Origin of the sequence: Qipengyuania rhodophyticola, assembly GCF_042493225.1 — a bacterium.
GTDB lineage: Bacteria > Pseudomonadota > Alphaproteobacteria > Sphingomonadales > Sphingomonadaceae > Erythrobacter.
In genome coordinates this window covers 1,215,548-1,230,329 of the sequence record NZ_CP170454.1, presented here as the reverse complement: position 1 = coordinate 1,230,329, position 14,782 = coordinate 1,215,548, and the positions used below count along the sequence as shown (strand labels likewise).

At 60.3% G+C, this 14,782-nt stretch carries 13 protein-coding genes; 7 read left to right on the top strand and 6 right to left on the bottom strand.

What is annotated here, in order from left to right:
• Positions 1–21: 21 nt before the first annotated feature.
• The 4 genes from ACFCXQ_RS05805 to ACFCXQ_RS05790 are packed head-to-tail and all read left to right on the top strand — an operon-like array spanning position 22 to position 4,310.
• Positions 22–1,158 (top strand): ABC transporter permease, encoded by a 1,137-nt coding sequence (locus ACFCXQ_RS05805; RefSeq protein ID WP_379553954.1) that lies wholly within the window; start codon positions 22–24, stop codon positions 1,156–1,158.
• Positions 1,155–1,859: an ABC transporter ATP-binding protein gene (locus ACFCXQ_RS05800; protein ID WP_379553952.1), complete on the top strand. Its 705-nt coding sequence runs from the start codon at positions 1,155–1,157 to the stop codon at positions 1,857–1,859. Before ACFCXQ_RS05805 ends, ACFCXQ_RS05800 begins: the two co-directional genes overlap by 4 nt.
• Before the next feature lie 28 nt (positions 1,860–1,887).
• Positions 1,888–2,874 carry an efflux RND transporter periplasmic adaptor subunit gene (locus tag ACFCXQ_RS05795; RefSeq protein WP_379553950.1) on the top strand — a complete coding sequence of 329 codons (987 nt, stop codon included), beginning with the start codon at positions 1,888–1,890 and terminating at the stop codon, positions 2,872–2,874.
• Entirely contained in the window at positions 2,871–4,310 is a 1,440-nt protein-coding gene (locus ACFCXQ_RS05790; RefSeq protein WP_379553948.1) for an efflux transporter outer membrane subunit, read from the top strand. The genes ACFCXQ_RS05795 and ACFCXQ_RS05790 overlap by 4 nt, the downstream gene beginning before the upstream one ends.
• Here ACFCXQ_RS05790 and ACFCXQ_RS05785 read toward each other — a convergent pair.
• From ACFCXQ_RS05785 to ACFCXQ_RS05760, 6 genes are read right to left on the bottom strand one after another with little or no spacing between them, the layout of a single operon-like run.
• On the bottom strand, positions 4,280–5,251 hold the full coding sequence (locus ACFCXQ_RS05785) for a HupE/UreJ family protein (protein WP_379553946.1): 972 nt from the start codon (positions 5,249–5,251) through the stop codon (positions 4,280–4,282). The two genes, ACFCXQ_RS05790 and ACFCXQ_RS05785, sit on opposite strands and share 31 nt — an antisense overlap.
• Positions 5,248–6,060, bottom strand: a complete 813-nt coding sequence (locus ACFCXQ_RS05780) for a peptidyl-prolyl cis-trans isomerase (RefSeq protein WP_379553944.1) — start codon at positions 6,058–6,060, stop codon at positions 5,248–5,250. Before ACFCXQ_RS05780 ends, ACFCXQ_RS05785 begins: the two co-directional genes overlap by 4 nt.
• Positions 6,061–6,067: 7 nt before the next feature.
• The gene (locus ACFCXQ_RS05775; protein WP_379553942.1) at positions 6,068–7,975 is read right to left on the bottom strand and encodes a DUF3604 domain-containing protein; all 1,908 of its coding nucleotides are present in this window, start codon (positions 7,973–7,975) and stop codon (positions 6,068–6,070) included.
• Positions 7,976–8,031: 56 nt separating this feature from the next.
• Positions 8,032–8,484: a MaoC family dehydratase gene (locus tag ACFCXQ_RS05770; RefSeq protein WP_379553940.1), complete on the bottom strand. Its 453-nt coding sequence runs from the start codon at positions 8,482–8,484 to the stop codon at positions 8,032–8,034.
• Positions 8,484–9,902: an aldehyde dehydrogenase family protein gene (locus tag ACFCXQ_RS05765; RefSeq protein ID WP_379553938.1), complete on the bottom strand. Its 1,419-nt coding sequence runs from the start codon at positions 9,900–9,902 to the stop codon at positions 8,484–8,486. The genes ACFCXQ_RS05770 and ACFCXQ_RS05765 overlap by 1 nt, the downstream gene beginning before the upstream one ends.
• A gap of 25 nt (positions 9,903–9,927) precedes the next feature.
• On the bottom strand, positions 9,928–11,016 hold the full coding sequence (locus tag ACFCXQ_RS05760; RefSeq protein WP_379553936.1) for a CaiB/BaiF CoA transferase family protein: 1,089 nt from the start codon (positions 11,014–11,016) through the stop codon (positions 9,928–9,930).
• Between the two features lie 152 nt (positions 11,017–11,168).
• On the opposite strand from ACFCXQ_RS05760, the gene cysD reads away from it, so the two are divergent.
• The 3 genes from cysD to ACFCXQ_RS05745 are packed head-to-tail and all read left to right on the top strand — an operon-like array spanning position 11,169 to position 14,750.
• Positions 11,169–12,080 carry a sulfate adenylyltransferase subunit CysD gene (gene cysD, locus ACFCXQ_RS05755; RefSeq protein WP_379553934.1) on the top strand — a complete coding sequence of 304 codons (912 nt, stop codon included), beginning with the start codon at positions 11,169–11,171 and terminating at the stop codon, positions 12,078–12,080.
• Positions 12,080–13,999 carry a sulfate adenylyltransferase subunit CysN gene (gene cysN / locus ACFCXQ_RS05750; protein WP_379553932.1) on the top strand — a complete coding sequence of 640 codons (1,920 nt, stop codon included), beginning with the start codon at positions 12,080–12,082 and terminating at the stop codon, positions 13,997–13,999. The genes cysD and cysN overlap by 1 nt, the downstream gene beginning before the upstream one ends.
• Before the next feature lie 10 nt (positions 14,000–14,009).
• Positions 14,010–14,750, top strand: coding sequence for a 3'(2'),5'-bisphosphate nucleotidase CysQ (locus ACFCXQ_RS05745; RefSeq protein WP_379553930.1), 741 nt, complete (start codon positions 14,010–14,012; stop codon positions 14,748–14,750).
• Positions 14,751–14,782 lie beyond the last annotated feature (32 nt).

The following is a 14,782-nucleotide window of genomic DNA, read 5'->3' as shown; positions in this document are numbered from 1 at the left end:
TCTCAGGAGCCTTAAAGCAACGTGATCTGGATCGCTATCCGCATGCTAACCGGCGACGCTCAGAAGTTTTATGGGCTAGTGTTTGGTATTGCCTTTTCAACGCTACTCATCACGCAGCAGCTGACGATTTTCGTTAATCTGATCGAGCGCGGGGCAAGCGGAGTGTACAACGAATCCAGCGCCGATGTTTGGGTAATGGACACCGTCAGCCGCACGACCGAAGTGAATTTTCCAATGCCCTCAACCGCGCTGGACAAGGTCCGTGCGGTCCCGGGCGTAGAATGGGCAGTGCCGCATCTGCGGGCCGCCGCCTCTGTCAGGACAGCCACCGGCGACCTTGAAGGGGTCTCAGTTGTCGGCGTCGATGATGCGACCCTCATCGGCCTACCGCGCGCGATGGTCGAAGGCAGCACTGATGTGCTTTCCCAACCTGACAGCGTGATCATCGACGATGTCGGCGTGACCAACATGTTCGAGGACGGCCAAGACCCAATCGGACAGCGGCTTGAACTTAATGATCAACGCGCCGTTATTCGCGCGATAGGCGATGCGATCCCAAGTTTCACCAGTCAGGTCACTCTCTACACAAAATATAGCCAAGCGTTGCGCTACGTACCGGGCACACGCAACCGCCTGACCTTTGTCCTAGTCGGAGCGACCGATGGCGTGAGCGCACAGCAGCTGACCGACCGGATTGAAGCGGACACCGGGCTACGTGCCCGAACGCGCGACGAGTTTGCCCAAGACGGGATCGATTTCATTATCCAGAACACGGGCATCCCGCTCAATTTCGGCATCACTGTGGCGCTCGGCTTTGTCGTGGGCGTCGCGATTGTGGGCCTGACCTTCAGCCTGTTCATCCGTGACAACATTAAGCAATTTGGCGCGCTCAAGGCGATTGGCGTGACCAATGGAAAGATTCGCCGGATGGTCGGGGCACAGGCCGCTTTGGTTGGCCTGATTGGCTACGGATTGGGTATTCTGGGCACCGTCATGTTCATCCACGCCTTCTCCGGTGTCCCCACATTCAAGGGGTTTTACATCCCATGGCAAGTCCCGCTGGTCAGCCTAATGGCGGTTACGGTTATCCTCGCCTTGACCGGCTGGCTTGCTCTTCGCAATGTGCTCAAGACCGAACCTGCGTCGGTGTTCAGATGAGCGATACAGCAATCCGTACAAGCGGCGTGACCCGCGATTTTCAGGCTGGCTCGCAAATCATTCGCGTGCTGCATGGCATCGATCTCGATGTGAAGGCAGGCGAGCTGACATTTCTGGTCGGCGAGTCCGGTTCGGGCAAGACCACCATGATCTCGATCATGTGCGGGATCCTGTGGCCGACAGATGGCGATGTGCAGGTTTTCGGCACCGATATTTATGATCTATCCGACGATGAGCTGGTCGATTTCCGCCTGCAAAACATCGGCTTTATCTTCCAGCAATACAATCTGATCCCTTCGATTGATGCGGCCAGCAATGCCGCCGTGCCGCTGGTCGCGCAGGGCATGGACCGGCTTGAGGCGCGCGAACGTGCTGTGGCAATGCTCGACAAGCTCAACATTGCCGATCAGGCGGACAAATTGCCCAATCAGCTTTCGGGCGGTCAGCAGCAACGCGTCGCGATTGCTCGCGCTCTCGTGCATGAACCGCGCCTGGTGGTCTGCGATGAGCCTACCGCAGCGCTCGATGCGAAATCGGGCCGCCGGGTGATGGATTTGCTGCGCGAAGTCGCAGTTGCCGAAGATCGCGCCTGCATCATTGTTACCCATGACAACCGTGTCTTCGACCTCGCCGACCGGATCCTCGTGCTTGAGGACGGTAATATCATTCATGACGGCACTGAGATGCCGGACGATCACTAAATCAGACCTAGAAAGACGGACGCACCCTATGGCCCTCCTCCCGGAAAACTTGAGCTTTTCGCGCAAAGTGCTGCCCGCGATTGCGATCCTCGCGCTGATCGGAGCGGTGATTTACATCGCAGTCGGACTGCCCGAGCGTGAGCTGACCGAGCCCGAGCGTGAGCCGCCCCGGGCGACCGGCGAGCTGGCCGACGGTGCGCGCGTCGCAGGAGCCGGCGTGGTCGAGCCCTCCAGCGAGCTTATCCAGATCGGCAGCGCGCTGTCAGGCCTGGTTACTGATCTGCGAGTGCAGCCGGGCGATTTCGTCGAGAAGGGGCAGCCGCTGTTTGTGGTCGATACTCGCGCCATTCAAGCCAGCGCTCGCGAAGCAAACTCAGCCATCGCTGAAGCACGCGCAGCCATTGCTGAAGCGCGCAGCGCCCGCGCGACCGCCGCCAGCCAGCTAGAGCTTTACCGCAATGTCTCTGACCCTGCTGCGGTCAGCCGCGCTGAGGTGATCCGCGCAGAAGGTGAAGCATCCGCCGCCAATGAACGCTTGCGGCTGGCTCAGGCCCGCCTAAGTGCCGCTCAGGCACGCGCGGGAGCGGTGCAGACCGAGCTTGGCCGAGCAACTGTGCGCGCGCCGATTGCGGGTGAAATCCTCGCGGTTAACATCCGTCCGGGCGAGTTCCTATCCACCATGGGTGGCGGCTCCACCCCGTTTATTGAAATGGGCGAAACACGCCCGCTCTATGTGCGGATCGATATAGACGAGGAGCAAGCACCCCGCGTCGCAATGGGTGAGCCTGCCACCGTCTCACCGCGCGGCGCGGCGGACCAGCAAGTTAAAGCCAATTTCGTGCGCGCCGAACCACGCGTCGTACCAAAACGCTCGCTCACCAATAGCGCGCAGGAACGGGTCGATGTGCGTGTGCTGCAGGTGCTTTATGAGCTACCGAGTGACGAGGATGGCTTGTTCCGTGTTGGCCAACAGGTCGATGCCTTTATTCCAGCAAAAGATGGAGAGAGTGAGTGACGCCGTCTCGCCTCCTTCCATTGCTGGCTGCGGCAAGCTTGGCCGCCTGCGCTGGTGGTCCGCCGCCCGAAATCGCAACGCCTACGCCGGAACTGCCACAGGAGTTTCTATTCGCGACGGGCGCGGATGAGCAAGCCACTCTTGCGGCGCTCCTGCCATCTGACGACCCCGCTTTCATTGCCCTGTCGCAGCAAGCACTCGCCAATTCGCCAACGCTCGGCGAAGCACTCGCGCGGGTCGAACAGGCCCGTGCTGGCGCCGCGCGCGCGGGCGCTGAGCGCCTGCCCAATGTGAGCGCCGATGCCGCCGTCTCGCGCAGCCGGACGAATATTGGCACGTTTCCCGAAAACGCGCCGTTTGAACTGGACCTCACGCAAACCAATTATGCCGCAAACATCAATGCGCGCTGGGACCCCGATATTTTCGGAGCGCTACGTGCCAGCGAACGCGCGGCTGTCTTGCGGGTCGATGCCGCAGAAGCGGGCGCATCAGCTGTTCGACTTGCTCTGATTTCGGAGATCGCAGCGACGGTGATCGACTGGCGCACGCTGGCGAATCGGATGGACGAACTGCGCAGCGACCGCGATGCTGCGGTCGAACTTTCGCGCCTTGCGGCAGTTCGCGAGGATGCAGGGATTGCACCCGGCTTTGACCGGGTTCGCGCAGAAAGCGCAGCGGCGGCTTCGCGCAGCAGGCTTGCCGCATTGGCGAGCGAGCGCAACCGGCTCGCGGGGCGAATGGTGACGCTCACGGCGCAGCCACTTTCCGAAGTGCTCTCAGCTTTGACAAGCGAAGCGGGCACACCGACCATGCCGCCTGCACCGGCCACTCTGCCCTCACAATTGCTCAACAACCGGCCCGATGTGGTGCAAGCTGCGGCTAATCTTGCGGCAGCCGATGCAGACCTTGCCGCAACTGCGCGGCGGCGCTTTCCCCAGTTCACCTTGTCAGCGGCAATCGGTCTGCTCGCCTTCGATCCATCCGATGTTTTCGATGAAGACAGTATTGTAGGCGCGCTCGCCACATCAGTAGTCGGCCCGCTGCTCGACTTCGGGCGACTCGAGGCTGAAATTGACGGCGCAGCCGCTGCAAAGAAAGCCGCATTTGAGGCGTATCGCGGCGCTGTGTTCACCGCATTGGGTGATGCAGAGACGGCCTATGGCTTGGTCACATCAAGCGATGCTGAAGCGCGGGCAGCAGTCGAAGAGCGCGATAGTGCGCAGCGCGCTGCTCGCCTAGCCAATGACCGCTATGAGGCAGGGCTCGCGGATTTCCTCACCGTTCTGGAAGCGCGCCGGTCCGCCGATGCCAGCGGTGAACGGGCCGCAGCGGCGATTGGCCGAGCGCGGCGTGCCCGCGTGGTTCTATGGCAAGCAGTGGGCGGCGACAGCGCTGTGGGCGAAGATCAGGAAACCAGCCGCTCAATCAGCCAATAAGAGCCGGTGATCCCGATAGCATAAGCCGCTAGCTTGATCGCGGCAGGCTCAGTCGCGGCGGCAAAACGCTGGATCAGCGCGCGGATCGCAATAACCATCGCGATCACCAACAATTGTCCCGCTTCCACGCCCAAATTGAAACTGATCAGCGCGGCGGGCACCTCGCCCTGAGGCAGGCCAATCTCGCGCAAGGCCCCGGCAAAACCGAACCCATGGAACAGGCCGAATGCGAAAGCGACCAGCCAAGGAAGACGCCGGGTTAGCGTGTCCGGCGTGCCACGCGCGACCTCGACCGCGAGAAAGACAATGCTGAGCGCGATCAGCGCCTCGACCGGGCGGGAGGGCAATCCGGCATAGCCGAATGTCACGGCAGCCAGGGTGATGGAATGGGCGATGGTAAAAGCGGTTGCGGCCTTCACTACGGCCCAACTGCCACTGACCAGCAAGACCAATGCAATCACAAAAAGCAAATGATCCCAGCCCTCCAGAATATGCTCGACACCGAGCCCAAAATAGCTGCGCCAAACCTGCCAAGTGCTCGGCTCTGAGACGATGGCCGCCACCGGCTCAGCAGCGGTCAGTCGATAGGCCTGAACTGGCTTATCGAGCGGTTTGATCCGGACCAATGCGTCGCCGGAAATGACAAGGTCTGGCGCGCCTATCGTGCCGCCCGCGACCGGCCCCTCACATTGCAATTGCACTGTGCCGAGAAGCGCATTCACCGCGAGCCGCCGCGCAATATCGCCCGCGAAACGGCAATTGGCGGGGATTTCGGGGACCACCAGCGCCTCATCAGGGCGCGTGACCGGCTGCTTCCAAGCGAGCGTCCAGCTGCCCCCATCATTCTGCGTCAGTGAGAGCGATGCAGGGCGCAGCTCATCGGCTTGCGCGGGGGCGAGCCACGCAATCGCCAACAGCAATGCCAGAAAGGCGCGGATCATTCCTCGACCGTGACGTCATAGGCATCGCGCAGCACTTGATAGCCGCGCTCCCGCCGTTCTGCGATGGTGACTGTGCGCCAGTCATCCTCCACCCGGCCGCGAATTTCATCAAGCGGCGGGACATCGCCAAGGGTCCTCTCGCGCAGGCGCACGACATGCCAACCGAAACCCGATGTAATCGGGCCGGACCAGCCGTTTGCTGGCTCCAGCTCAGACAAGCCGGCTATAAATTCCTCGCCAAATTGCGCCTCTAGTGAGCGTTTGGCTACATTCTCCGCGCTCGCGGGAAGTGAGATTTCGCGGCCAAGCTGCTGCCAAGCTGCTCCGCCTTGCGCCGCCTCCAGACCCGCATTGGCCGCTTCCTCGCTATCAAACCACAGCTGGTCAAAGGAGTATGAGACGTCTGCCGCAAACCGCTCTGGATTCTCCGCCAACCACGCATCCAGCGTCGCCTCGCTCGGCCGCTCGGTCTCTGCCTCCGCGCCTGCCAACCCATCCATCTTCTGCGCGAGCCGCCGCCGGACTACTGCGTCCTCTTGATCGAGGCCCAGCCGGATTGCCTCGCGGTAGAGCACTTCATCGCGCACCCAGCGATCAACCAGACCGTCCAGCTCAGCATCAGTCGGCGGGCGCTGAATCGCGCGCTCAAATTGCAGCGAAAGGCCGGCCTGCGCCTCGCGTGTCACCGTGATCGACCGGCTGGCCGGATCGACCTCCGTCCCGCGCCATGCGAAAAATGCGAACAGCGCGGCACCTGCGATGAGGAAATGGACGAGCGGGTCGCGCAGGGCCCTGTGTATTGCGCTCATATTCCGGTCATGAATCGCCAGCAGAAGGCTGGAGCCAGATCGGCGAACTATAGGCGCGTTCTTGCGAGACGAGCTCAGTATCCGCTGGCAATTCGATGCCAAAGCGGACCTTGTCGAACAGCACCCAGCGCGGAGTCGGTATCTCGATCACACGAACATAATAGAACGCACGCTGCCCCGCGACATAATCGGGGTCCGACCAGGTTGCGCGCAGCTCAGCTGTGCCGATGTCGTTGGTGTAAGTCGCGGCATCGCGGTCCACAGTATCACCGACAGCGGGGACTTTGCCGCCCGCCCTTGCGCGGCTTTCCATATCGGACCAGATCACGTCATAGACGCGCTCTTGCGCCTCACCATTCGCATCGATCCACCCTTTGACGACCTGTACGCGGTCGAGGTTAGCGCCATCGGGATCTTTGAGTGCCGAGATCATGAAGCTGGGCGCAGAGCCCTCGTCCCTAAGCTCCCCGCCCATCGGCACGCCGCGCGTGTACCCCGCGCGCACCCAATCGCCGTCCCAATCCTCCGCGGTGAAATCAAACCCGCCAAACACGCGCAACGTCATCCGCGGGCCAGTGGTCGCATAGACTTCACGCCGGGCGAAAGCGTCGAAAATCTCCGCGCGCGTGTTGCCGCGCGCCCACGCCGCTGCATAGCCGCCCGCGAGATAGTGCCAGCCAAACCGGCCAATGCGTGTGCCAAGGTTTTGGGCTGCCGGAGCGCGGGTCGCACTCGGCTCATTGCCCGTATGCTTGCCGAAGAAATTGTCCTCATCACCCGTCGCGAGTGAGGTGTGGCTGTCAGTCGAGCCAATCATGCCAAAAGCGTATGGATTAACGCCGATCTGCTCCTCAATCGTCAGACCGCGTTTGAGCGCCTCACGCACGTAATTGCCGCGCTGCATTTCCGGCGTGGTTTGCGCGGTGAGCGGGAGATTGCCGAAATCCCAGCCTGTGTTGCCGAAGCTCGCAAACTCATCATTGGGCGACATGAAGGGGTGCGCTTCACTATCACCCTTGATCTGCGTCACCTCCACAACCGGCTCGTACTTCGCGCGCTTGCGGGCATACTCCACCGTCATTGGGCCGCCGCCCGGCTTAGTCAGCTCAAACATCAAACCATTGGAAAGATTAGAGTTATGCGGAATGGCCAGCGCTTTCCCGCCCGTCGCCTCTTCATAGGCCGCCATATAATCCCATAGCCCCTCTGCGTCGGTCGTTAGGCCAGGGTAAGGGACCACCTGCTTGGTCCGATCGCTGCCATCACGGAACATAACGACGCGGTGCAGATTATTGCCGCCGGGCATCAGCGTATATTCAAAGCCAGCCAGCGCAGTGAACTCACCCGGCACATTATAGCGATCAAGCGTGTCGAGATGCGCGCCCCAGATTTCGGTCGTCGCCTCTTTTTGCTGCTCAGGGTCCGCCAGAGCTTCCGGCAGCTCGCCATTCGCAGCCGCCGTAATCAGCTCGCCAATGGCCTGCTGCGATTGCTGCGGTCCTTCGTGCATCATGTCGTACCAGCGCAGCAGCGTTTCATCGCCCATCGCCACAACGCCAAGACGCGGTGCGTCATAGAGCCGCCGGGTCGCGCCGAGGCCATCAGAGTGGTCAGCGATCACGAGAAAATCGAGCGGCCGAGCGAGCTTTGCGCTCATGCCAGTGGTGGCGGTGACTTCATCGCCGCGCGCGAATTTCAGCGCGTCTTCAGGGCCAAGGCGTACGCCAAACCCAAATGCATCAACGGAATTGTCAGTGTGAAGATGGGTGTCGCCCCAATAGGGCCGGTCAGGGAATTCGGCGAGCTCAATCGTGCCTTCGCCGGTGCCGCTTTGGCTTTCATCAACCGTGTCGCCGCAAGCCGCGAGCGCCAGCGCAGCGCCGCATGTCAGCATTCCTGCCCAGATTGAGCGCATAAGTTCCCTCCCCATATTCTCTCGCTGGAGAATGTGCGCCGAGCAGGGGAGCTGTGTCAAGCAGGCGCGGATTTGAGCAGTGCCGACCGCTCGCAACTGCATACAATGTCATCACGCTGGTTGAGCGCCTCATGTTTGAAAGTAACGATACCCTGTCCGGGCCGCGACTTGCTCGGGCGCAGCGCGATCACCTCACTGCGCGCCCGAATAGTGTCGCCGATAAACACCGGATTGGGTGTCACAACGTCAGTAAAACCGAGGTTCGCAACCAGCGTGCCGAGCGTCGTGTCCCCGACCGACAAACCCACTAGCAGCGAGAATGTGAAAGTCGAATTGACGAGTATCTGGCCAAAGCCGCTTTCCTTCGCAGCTTCGACATCGAGATGCAGCGGCTGCGGATTATGCGTCATGGTCGAAAACAGAAGGTTGTCAGTCTCGGTCACCGTGCGGCGGATTTCATGCTCCAGCGTGTCGCCGATGTTCCATTGATCGAAGTACTTTCCGGCCATTATTCATACCCCATCACGGCTTTGATCTCGAGAAATTCGTCAAAGCCAAACCGGCCCCATTCGCGGCCATTGCCGCTCTTCTTATAGCCGCCAAAGGCCGCGTTCATATCATAGCCGCCATTAATCGCGACCCGGCCCGCGCGGATGCGTTTTGCCAGAGCGCGCGCGGTGCCCAGATCCTCGCCCATAATGTGGCTGGCGAGGCCATATTCGGTGTCGTTGGAAATGCGGACCGCATCGTCATAATCATCATAGCCGAGCATCACCAGCACCGGCCCGAATATCTCCTCACGCGCGATTTCCATATCATTGGTGACATCAGCAAAGACGGTCGGGCGCACGAAATGGCCGGATTCCAATCCCTCGGGCTTGCCGGGTCCGCCCGCGACCAGAGTTGCGCCTTCATTAATGCCCGCCTCAATCAGGCCTTGGATTTTCTCGAACTGTGCGCGGCTCACGACCGGGCCGATTGTGGCATTCCCTTTGGGGTCACCGGGAATGACCTTCTCTACGGCTTCTTTTGCCGCTGCCTTAGCCTCTTCCATGCGGGCATGGGGCACGAGCATTCGGCTGGGCGCTGTACAAGTCTGACCTGAATTGCCCATCATCGCGGTGGTGCCGCGCGCCACGCTCTGCGCAAAAGCGCTGTCGTCGAGAATAATGTTCGGGCTTTTGCCGCCCAGCTCCTGCGCGACTCGCTTGACCGTTGGCGCCGCATTGGCTGCAATCGCAATGCCTGCGCGCGTCGATCCGGTGAAGCTGATCATATCGATTTCGTCATGCCCGCTCATAGCGGTGCCCACGCCCATCCCATCGCCATTGATCAGGTTAAAGACGCCTGCCGGCACTCCCGCCGCATGCATAATCTCCGCAAAGATACAGGCGTTAAATGGCGCGATTTCCGACGGCTTAAGGATCATCGTATTGCCGGTCGCCAGTGCCGGGAAGACCTTGCAGGCGATCTGATTAAGCGGCCAATTCCACGGTGTAATCATACCGACTACACCAATCGGCTCATAGATATGGAGCGTTGGGCCATCCTGCCGCTCAAACTCAAAGGTTTCGAGGATCTCTATCGCAGTTTGCAAATGTCCGACCATCAGCGCGGTATGCGCCCCGTTGGCGAGCGACATGGGCGCGCCCATTTCATCGCTGATCGCCAGCGCCAGATCTTCGCGGCGCTTCTCGTATTCGCTGGCAATCGCACGCATCAGATCAAGGCGGGTTTCTCGGCTGGAGACAGACCAGCTTTCAAACGCGCGGCGCGCGGCGACCACAGCGCGCTCCACATCAGCGGCAGTGCCGAAACTGATATGACCGATGGTTTCTTCAGTCGCCGGGTTTTCGACCGCTTGTGCGTTGGGCGTGACAGGATCGACCCACTGGCCGTCAATATAGAACTGCTGAAAATCGCGCATTTAGGTGTGCTCCTCTGCGCGCTTTCTAACCACCTTCCGCCCAGCGCGCCACCACTGCGGCGCCATCTTGGTCACTGTCGCGGATCGTCCCTGGCGTCCGGCTAAAACGCGGCGCAGGAGCAGTATGGATCATGCCACCGCGCTCTTCATAAAGGCCGCGCGCTTTCATATGCGGGTGCTCGCGTGCTTCCTCCAGCGGCAAAACTGGCGCGACGCAGGCATCGCTCCCTTCGAGGATTGCGGTCCATTCCGCCTGCGTCTTGGTTTTGAACAGGGCCGCAAGCTGAGTGGTATAATCATCCCAGTTCGCGGGGTTCATTTGCGCCTCGCGCAGCGCCTCAGGCGCATCGGCCTTCTCAAGTAGCTCAGCATAGAATTGCGGTTCAATCGCTCCAATGCTGATTTCCTTGCCATCCGCGCATTCATAACAGCGATAGAAATGGGCCGCGCCGCTCAGCATGCCTTGCCCGCGATCAGTGGTGAGATAGGGCACTTGGCGCACCCCAAAGAAGAAACTCATCAGGCTGGTGACGCCGTCAACAATCGCAGCGTCCACCACTTGGCCTTTGCCCGAGCGCTCCCGCTCAAATAGAGCCGATACAATGCCCAGCGCGCAATACATTGACCCGCCGCCAAAATCTCCAACCAGGTTCTGCGGAGGAACCGCAGTATCGCCTTTGCGGCCCACCGCGTCGAGCGCACCTGTGATCGCGATGTAGTTGAGATCATGCCCCGCAGCCTGCGCGAGCGGGCCATCCTGCCCCCAGCCGGTCATCCGGGCAAAGATAAGCCGCCGATTGGCCGCAAGCAAAACTTCCGGCCCTAGCCCCAGCCGTTCCATCACGCCGGGGCGAAACCCCTCGAGCACAACATCGGCATGACGCGCTGCATCAAGGCAGAAAGCAAGGCCCTCCTCACTTTTAACATCTACCGCCGCGCGGTGGCGTGCACGCTCCACCACCGGATTGCTGGGCTGCGATCCGGGGCGTTCGATCCGCACAATTTCCGCGCCCATATCTGCGAGCAGCATGCCAACATGCGGCCCCGGCCCGATTCCGGCAAATTCCACCACTTTGACGCCCGTCAATGGGCCGTTACTTGGCATATTGGTCATAGTGCTGCATCTCTCCTCCTGCGCATCATCCTTGGCGGACTCCCTGCCCTTTTGGCAAGCCAGTTTACAGGCGGGCAAAAAGGCAAACTACCCACCCTGCAAGCAAGCCGAGGTTGTGCCAAGCGCCCCAAGCGCAGAGATAGCGCGCCAATATGACCGCACTTACACATCTCCAGCGCCTCGAAGCAGAGGCCATTCACATCATGCGCGAAGTCGTGTCCGAGGCAGATAAGCCCGTGATGCTGTATTCGGTTGGCAAGGATAGCGCGGTGATGCTGCATCTGGCGCGCAAGGCATTTTACCCCTCACCGCCGCCCTTCCCGCTGCTGCATGTCGACACCACCTGGAAGTTTCAGGAGATGTACAAGCTGCGCGGCAAGGCTGCTGAGGATGCCGGAATGGAGCTGCTGATTTGGCAAAACCAGGAGGCTAAGGATCGCGGCATCAACCCGTTCGATCACGGCCCAGTGCATACCGATATGTGGAAGACGCAGGGGCTGAAGCAAGCGCTCGATCATTACGGTTTTGACGCGGCCTTTGGCGGCGCGCGGCGCGATGAGGAAAAAAGCCGCGCCAAAGAGCGTGTTTTCTCCTTCCGAACTGCCAGCCATGGTTGGGATCCGAAAAGCCAACGGCCCGAGCTGTGGAATCTCTACAACACCCGCAAGAGCCAGGGCGAAAGCATCCGCGTGTTCCCGCTGTCCAATTGGACCGAGCTCGATATCTGGCAATACATCCAGACCGAGGAAATTGAGATCGTGCCGCTGTATTTCGCGGATGTCCGCCCGACCTTCATTTGGAATGGCGATTTGTTTATGGCCGATGACATTGACCGGCTGACCCAAGTTTTGGGCAAGCGCCCTGAGATCACTGAGAAGTCCGTCCGTTTCCGTACGCTGGGCTGCTTCCCGCTTACAGGCGCGGTGGAATCCACTGCGAGCACGCTGTCTGAAGTGGTGCAGGAAACGCTGCTCACCACAACCAGCGAACGCCAAGGCCGCGTCATTGACAAGGATGCTGGCGGCGCCGGGATGGAGAAGAAGAAGCAGGAGGGGTATTTCTGATGAGCGAACCCCGCTACCAAACCGACGCGCTGATTGCGGAAGATATCGAAGCATATCTCGCGCAACACCGGAACAAAGGTCTGCTGCGTTTCATCACCTGCGGCAGCGTCGATGACGGCAAATCCACCCTGATCGGGCGGCTGCTCTACGATAGCAAAATGGTGTTCGAGGATCAGCTCGACGCGCTTGAGAACGACAGCAAAAAGGTCGGCACGCAGGGGCAGGATATTGACTTTGCACTGCTGGTCGATGGCCTTGCGGCGGAGCGCGAACAGGGCATCACGATTGATGTAGCGTATCGGTTTTTCAACACGCAAAGCCGCAAGTTCATCGTCGCGGATTGTCCGGGGCATGAGCAATATACGCGCAATATGGTCACTGGCGCTTCGACCGCTGACCTCGCAGTCATCCTGATCGATGCGCGCAAAGGCGTGCTCGTTCAGACGCGGCGGCATTCCTATCTGTGCAATCTGCTGGGCATTAAAAACATCGTTCTGGCGGTAAACAAGATGGATCTGGTCGATTATGACCAGCAAGTCTTTGACGACATCCTTGCCGACTACAGCGCTTTTGCCAGCGAAATCGGGATCGAAGGTTTCACCGCTATCCCGCTATCGGGCCTGAAGGGCGACAACATTACCGCCGCCTCCACCGCGATGGCGTGGTATGAAGGCCCGACGCTGATCGATCATCTCGAAAGTGTACCGGTCAACAGCGCAGTGAAATCAGACAAGCCCTTCCGCTTGCCAGTGCAATGGGTCAATCGGCCCAATCTCGATTTCCGCGGATTTTCTGGGCAGATCGCAACCGGCTCTGTAAAGCCGGGTGATCCTGTTCGTATTCTGCCCTCAGGCAAGACGACTACGGTCAAAACCATCACGACATTTGACGGTGATTTGGACAGCGCGGGCGCGGGTCAATCGGTCACGCTGACGCTGGCCGATGAAGTTGATTGCTCGCGCGGCGATGTAATTGCCGAGGCCGATAGTCCCCCGCAATCGGCCGATCAGTTCGAGGCCACGATTGTCTGGCTGGATGAGGAAGAGCTGCTGCCTGGGCGTGGCTATTGGCTCAAGCTCGGCTCGCAAAGTGTGACCGCGTCAGTGCAAGAACCGAAATGCGAGATTAACGTCAACGATCCTACTGGTTCCGGGTCACATCTCGCGACCAAGACACTCGCGCTAAACTCAATCGGCATTGCCAAATTGTCGACCGATAGGCCGGTCGTTTTTGAGCCCTATGCAGACAATCCCGCGCTGGGCGGCTTCATCCTGATAGACAAGATCACCAATCGCACAGTCGGCGCCGGGATGCTGCATTTCAGCCTGCGCCGCTCGCAAAATGTGCATTGGCAAGCGGTTGATGTCAGCCGCGAGGCACATGCCAAGCTCAAGAACCAGACGCCGCGCGTGCTGTGGTTTACCGGGCTTTCCGGCTCGGGCAAATCGACTATCGCCAATGAGGTTGAGAAGCAGCTTAGCGTGATGAACCGGCACACCTTCCTGCTCGACGGGGATAATGTGCGGCACGGCCTGAACAAGGACCTCGGCTTTACCGAGGCTGACCGGATTGAGAATATTCGCCGGATTGGCGAAGTCGCCCGGCTGATGGCTGATGCGGGCCTGATCGTACTGACCGCGTTCATCAGCCCGTTCCGCGCCGAGCGCGCGATGGTTCGCGACATGCTACCTGCGGGGGAGTTCGTCGAGATCTTCGTCGACACGCCGCTGGAGGTCGCCGAGGAACGCGATGTGAAAGGTCTTTATAAGAAGGCGCGAGCCGGTGAGCTCAAGAACTTCACAGGGATCGACAGCCCCTATGAGCCGCCCGAAGAACCGGACATTTGCGTCAATACGGTTGAGATGACCCCGCAAGAGGCCGCGCGCCACATCATTGACCAAATCCTGCCGCTGAAGTGATGGCGAGGCAATGAGTATGACCGACGGGGATCTCGCCGCCGATCTGGCGTTGGAAGCGGGCAAAATACTGCTCGAACTGCGTGAGACGACACAGCTGACAGGCAAAGATCTGGGCGATGCAGGCGATGCGCGCGCCAATGCCTATCTGTTGCAGCGCCTCCGCGCCGAACGCCCCGATGACGGGCTGCTGTCTGAAGAAAGCAAAGATACTGAAGAGCGCCTGTCGAAAGAGCGCACATGGATCATCGATCCCGTCGACGGCACGCGCGAATATGGCGAAGGGCGGCACGATTGGGCTGTGCATGTGGGGCTGTCGATGGGCGGCGAGCCAGCCTTGGGCGCGGTTGCATTACCGGAACTTGGCGAAGTTCTGCGCAGCGATGCGCCCCGCACCATCCCAGAAACACCGCCGCTCTTGCGCATGGTCGTCAGCCGCTCACGCCCTGCCAACGAAGCCGTTGCTGTCGCAAAAACTCTCGGCGCTCAGCTCGTCCCCATGGGCAGCGCTGGGGCCAAAGCCATGGCCGTGATCCGCGGCGAGGCCGACATATATCTGCATTCCGGCGGACAATATGAGTGGGACAATTGCGCGCCTGCCGCCGTCGCAATCGGCCACGGCCTGCACGCATCGCGCATCGACGGATCACCCCTCATTTATAACAATCGCGACACTTATGTGCCCGATCTGCTGATCTGTCGCAAAGAACATGCGAGCCGCGTGCTGGACGAAATCGCCAAGCTGGCGCAATAGAGCCATTAGAGCGGAACGAACCGCTCATTAGA

What these genes read in the sequence shown, in the direction of transcription:
- ACFCXQ_RS05800 (WP_379553952.1), top strand. Translation starts at nt 1,155, where the DNA reads ATGAGCGATACAGCAATCCGTACAAGCGGCGTGACCCGCGATTTTCAG.
- ACFCXQ_RS05795 (WP_379553950.1), top strand. Translation starts at nt 1,888, where the DNA reads ATGGCCCTCCTCCCGGAAAACTTGAGCTTTTCGCGCAAAGTGCTGCCC.
- ACFCXQ_RS05785 (WP_379553946.1), bottom strand. Translation starts at nt 5,251, where the DNA reads ATGATCCGCGCCTTTCTGGCATTGCTGTTGGCGATTGCGTGGCTCGCC.
- ACFCXQ_RS05780 (WP_379553944.1), bottom strand. Translation starts at nt 6,060, where the DNA reads ATGAGCGCAATACACAGGGCCCTGCGCGACCCGCTCGTCCATTTCCTC.
- ACFCXQ_RS05775 (WP_379553942.1), bottom strand. Translation starts at nt 7,975, where the DNA reads ATGCGCTCAATCTGGGCAGGAATGCTGACATGCGGCGCTGCGCTGGCG.
- ACFCXQ_RS05770 (WP_379553940.1), bottom strand. Translation starts at nt 8,484, where the DNA reads ATGGCCGGAAAGTACTTCGATCAATGGAACATCGGCGACACGCTGGAG.
- ACFCXQ_RS05765 (WP_379553938.1), bottom strand. Translation starts at nt 9,902, where the DNA reads ATGCGCGATTTTCAGCAGTTCTATATTGACGGCCAGTGGGTCGATCCT.
- ACFCXQ_RS05760 (WP_379553936.1), bottom strand. Translation starts at nt 11,016, where the DNA reads ATGACCAATATGCCAAGTAACGGCCCATTGACGGGCGTCAAAGTGGTG.
- cysD (WP_379553934.1), top strand. Translation starts at nt 11,169, where the DNA reads ATGACCGCACTTACACATCTCCAGCGCCTCGAAGCAGAGGCCATTCAC.
- cysN (WP_379553932.1), top strand. Translation starts at nt 12,080, where the DNA reads ATGAGCGAACCCCGCTACCAAACCGACGCGCTGATTGCGGAAGATATC.
- ACFCXQ_RS05745 (WP_379553930.1), top strand. Translation starts at nt 14,010, where the DNA reads ATGAGTATGACCGACGGGGATCTCGCCGCCGATCTGGCGTTGGAAGCG.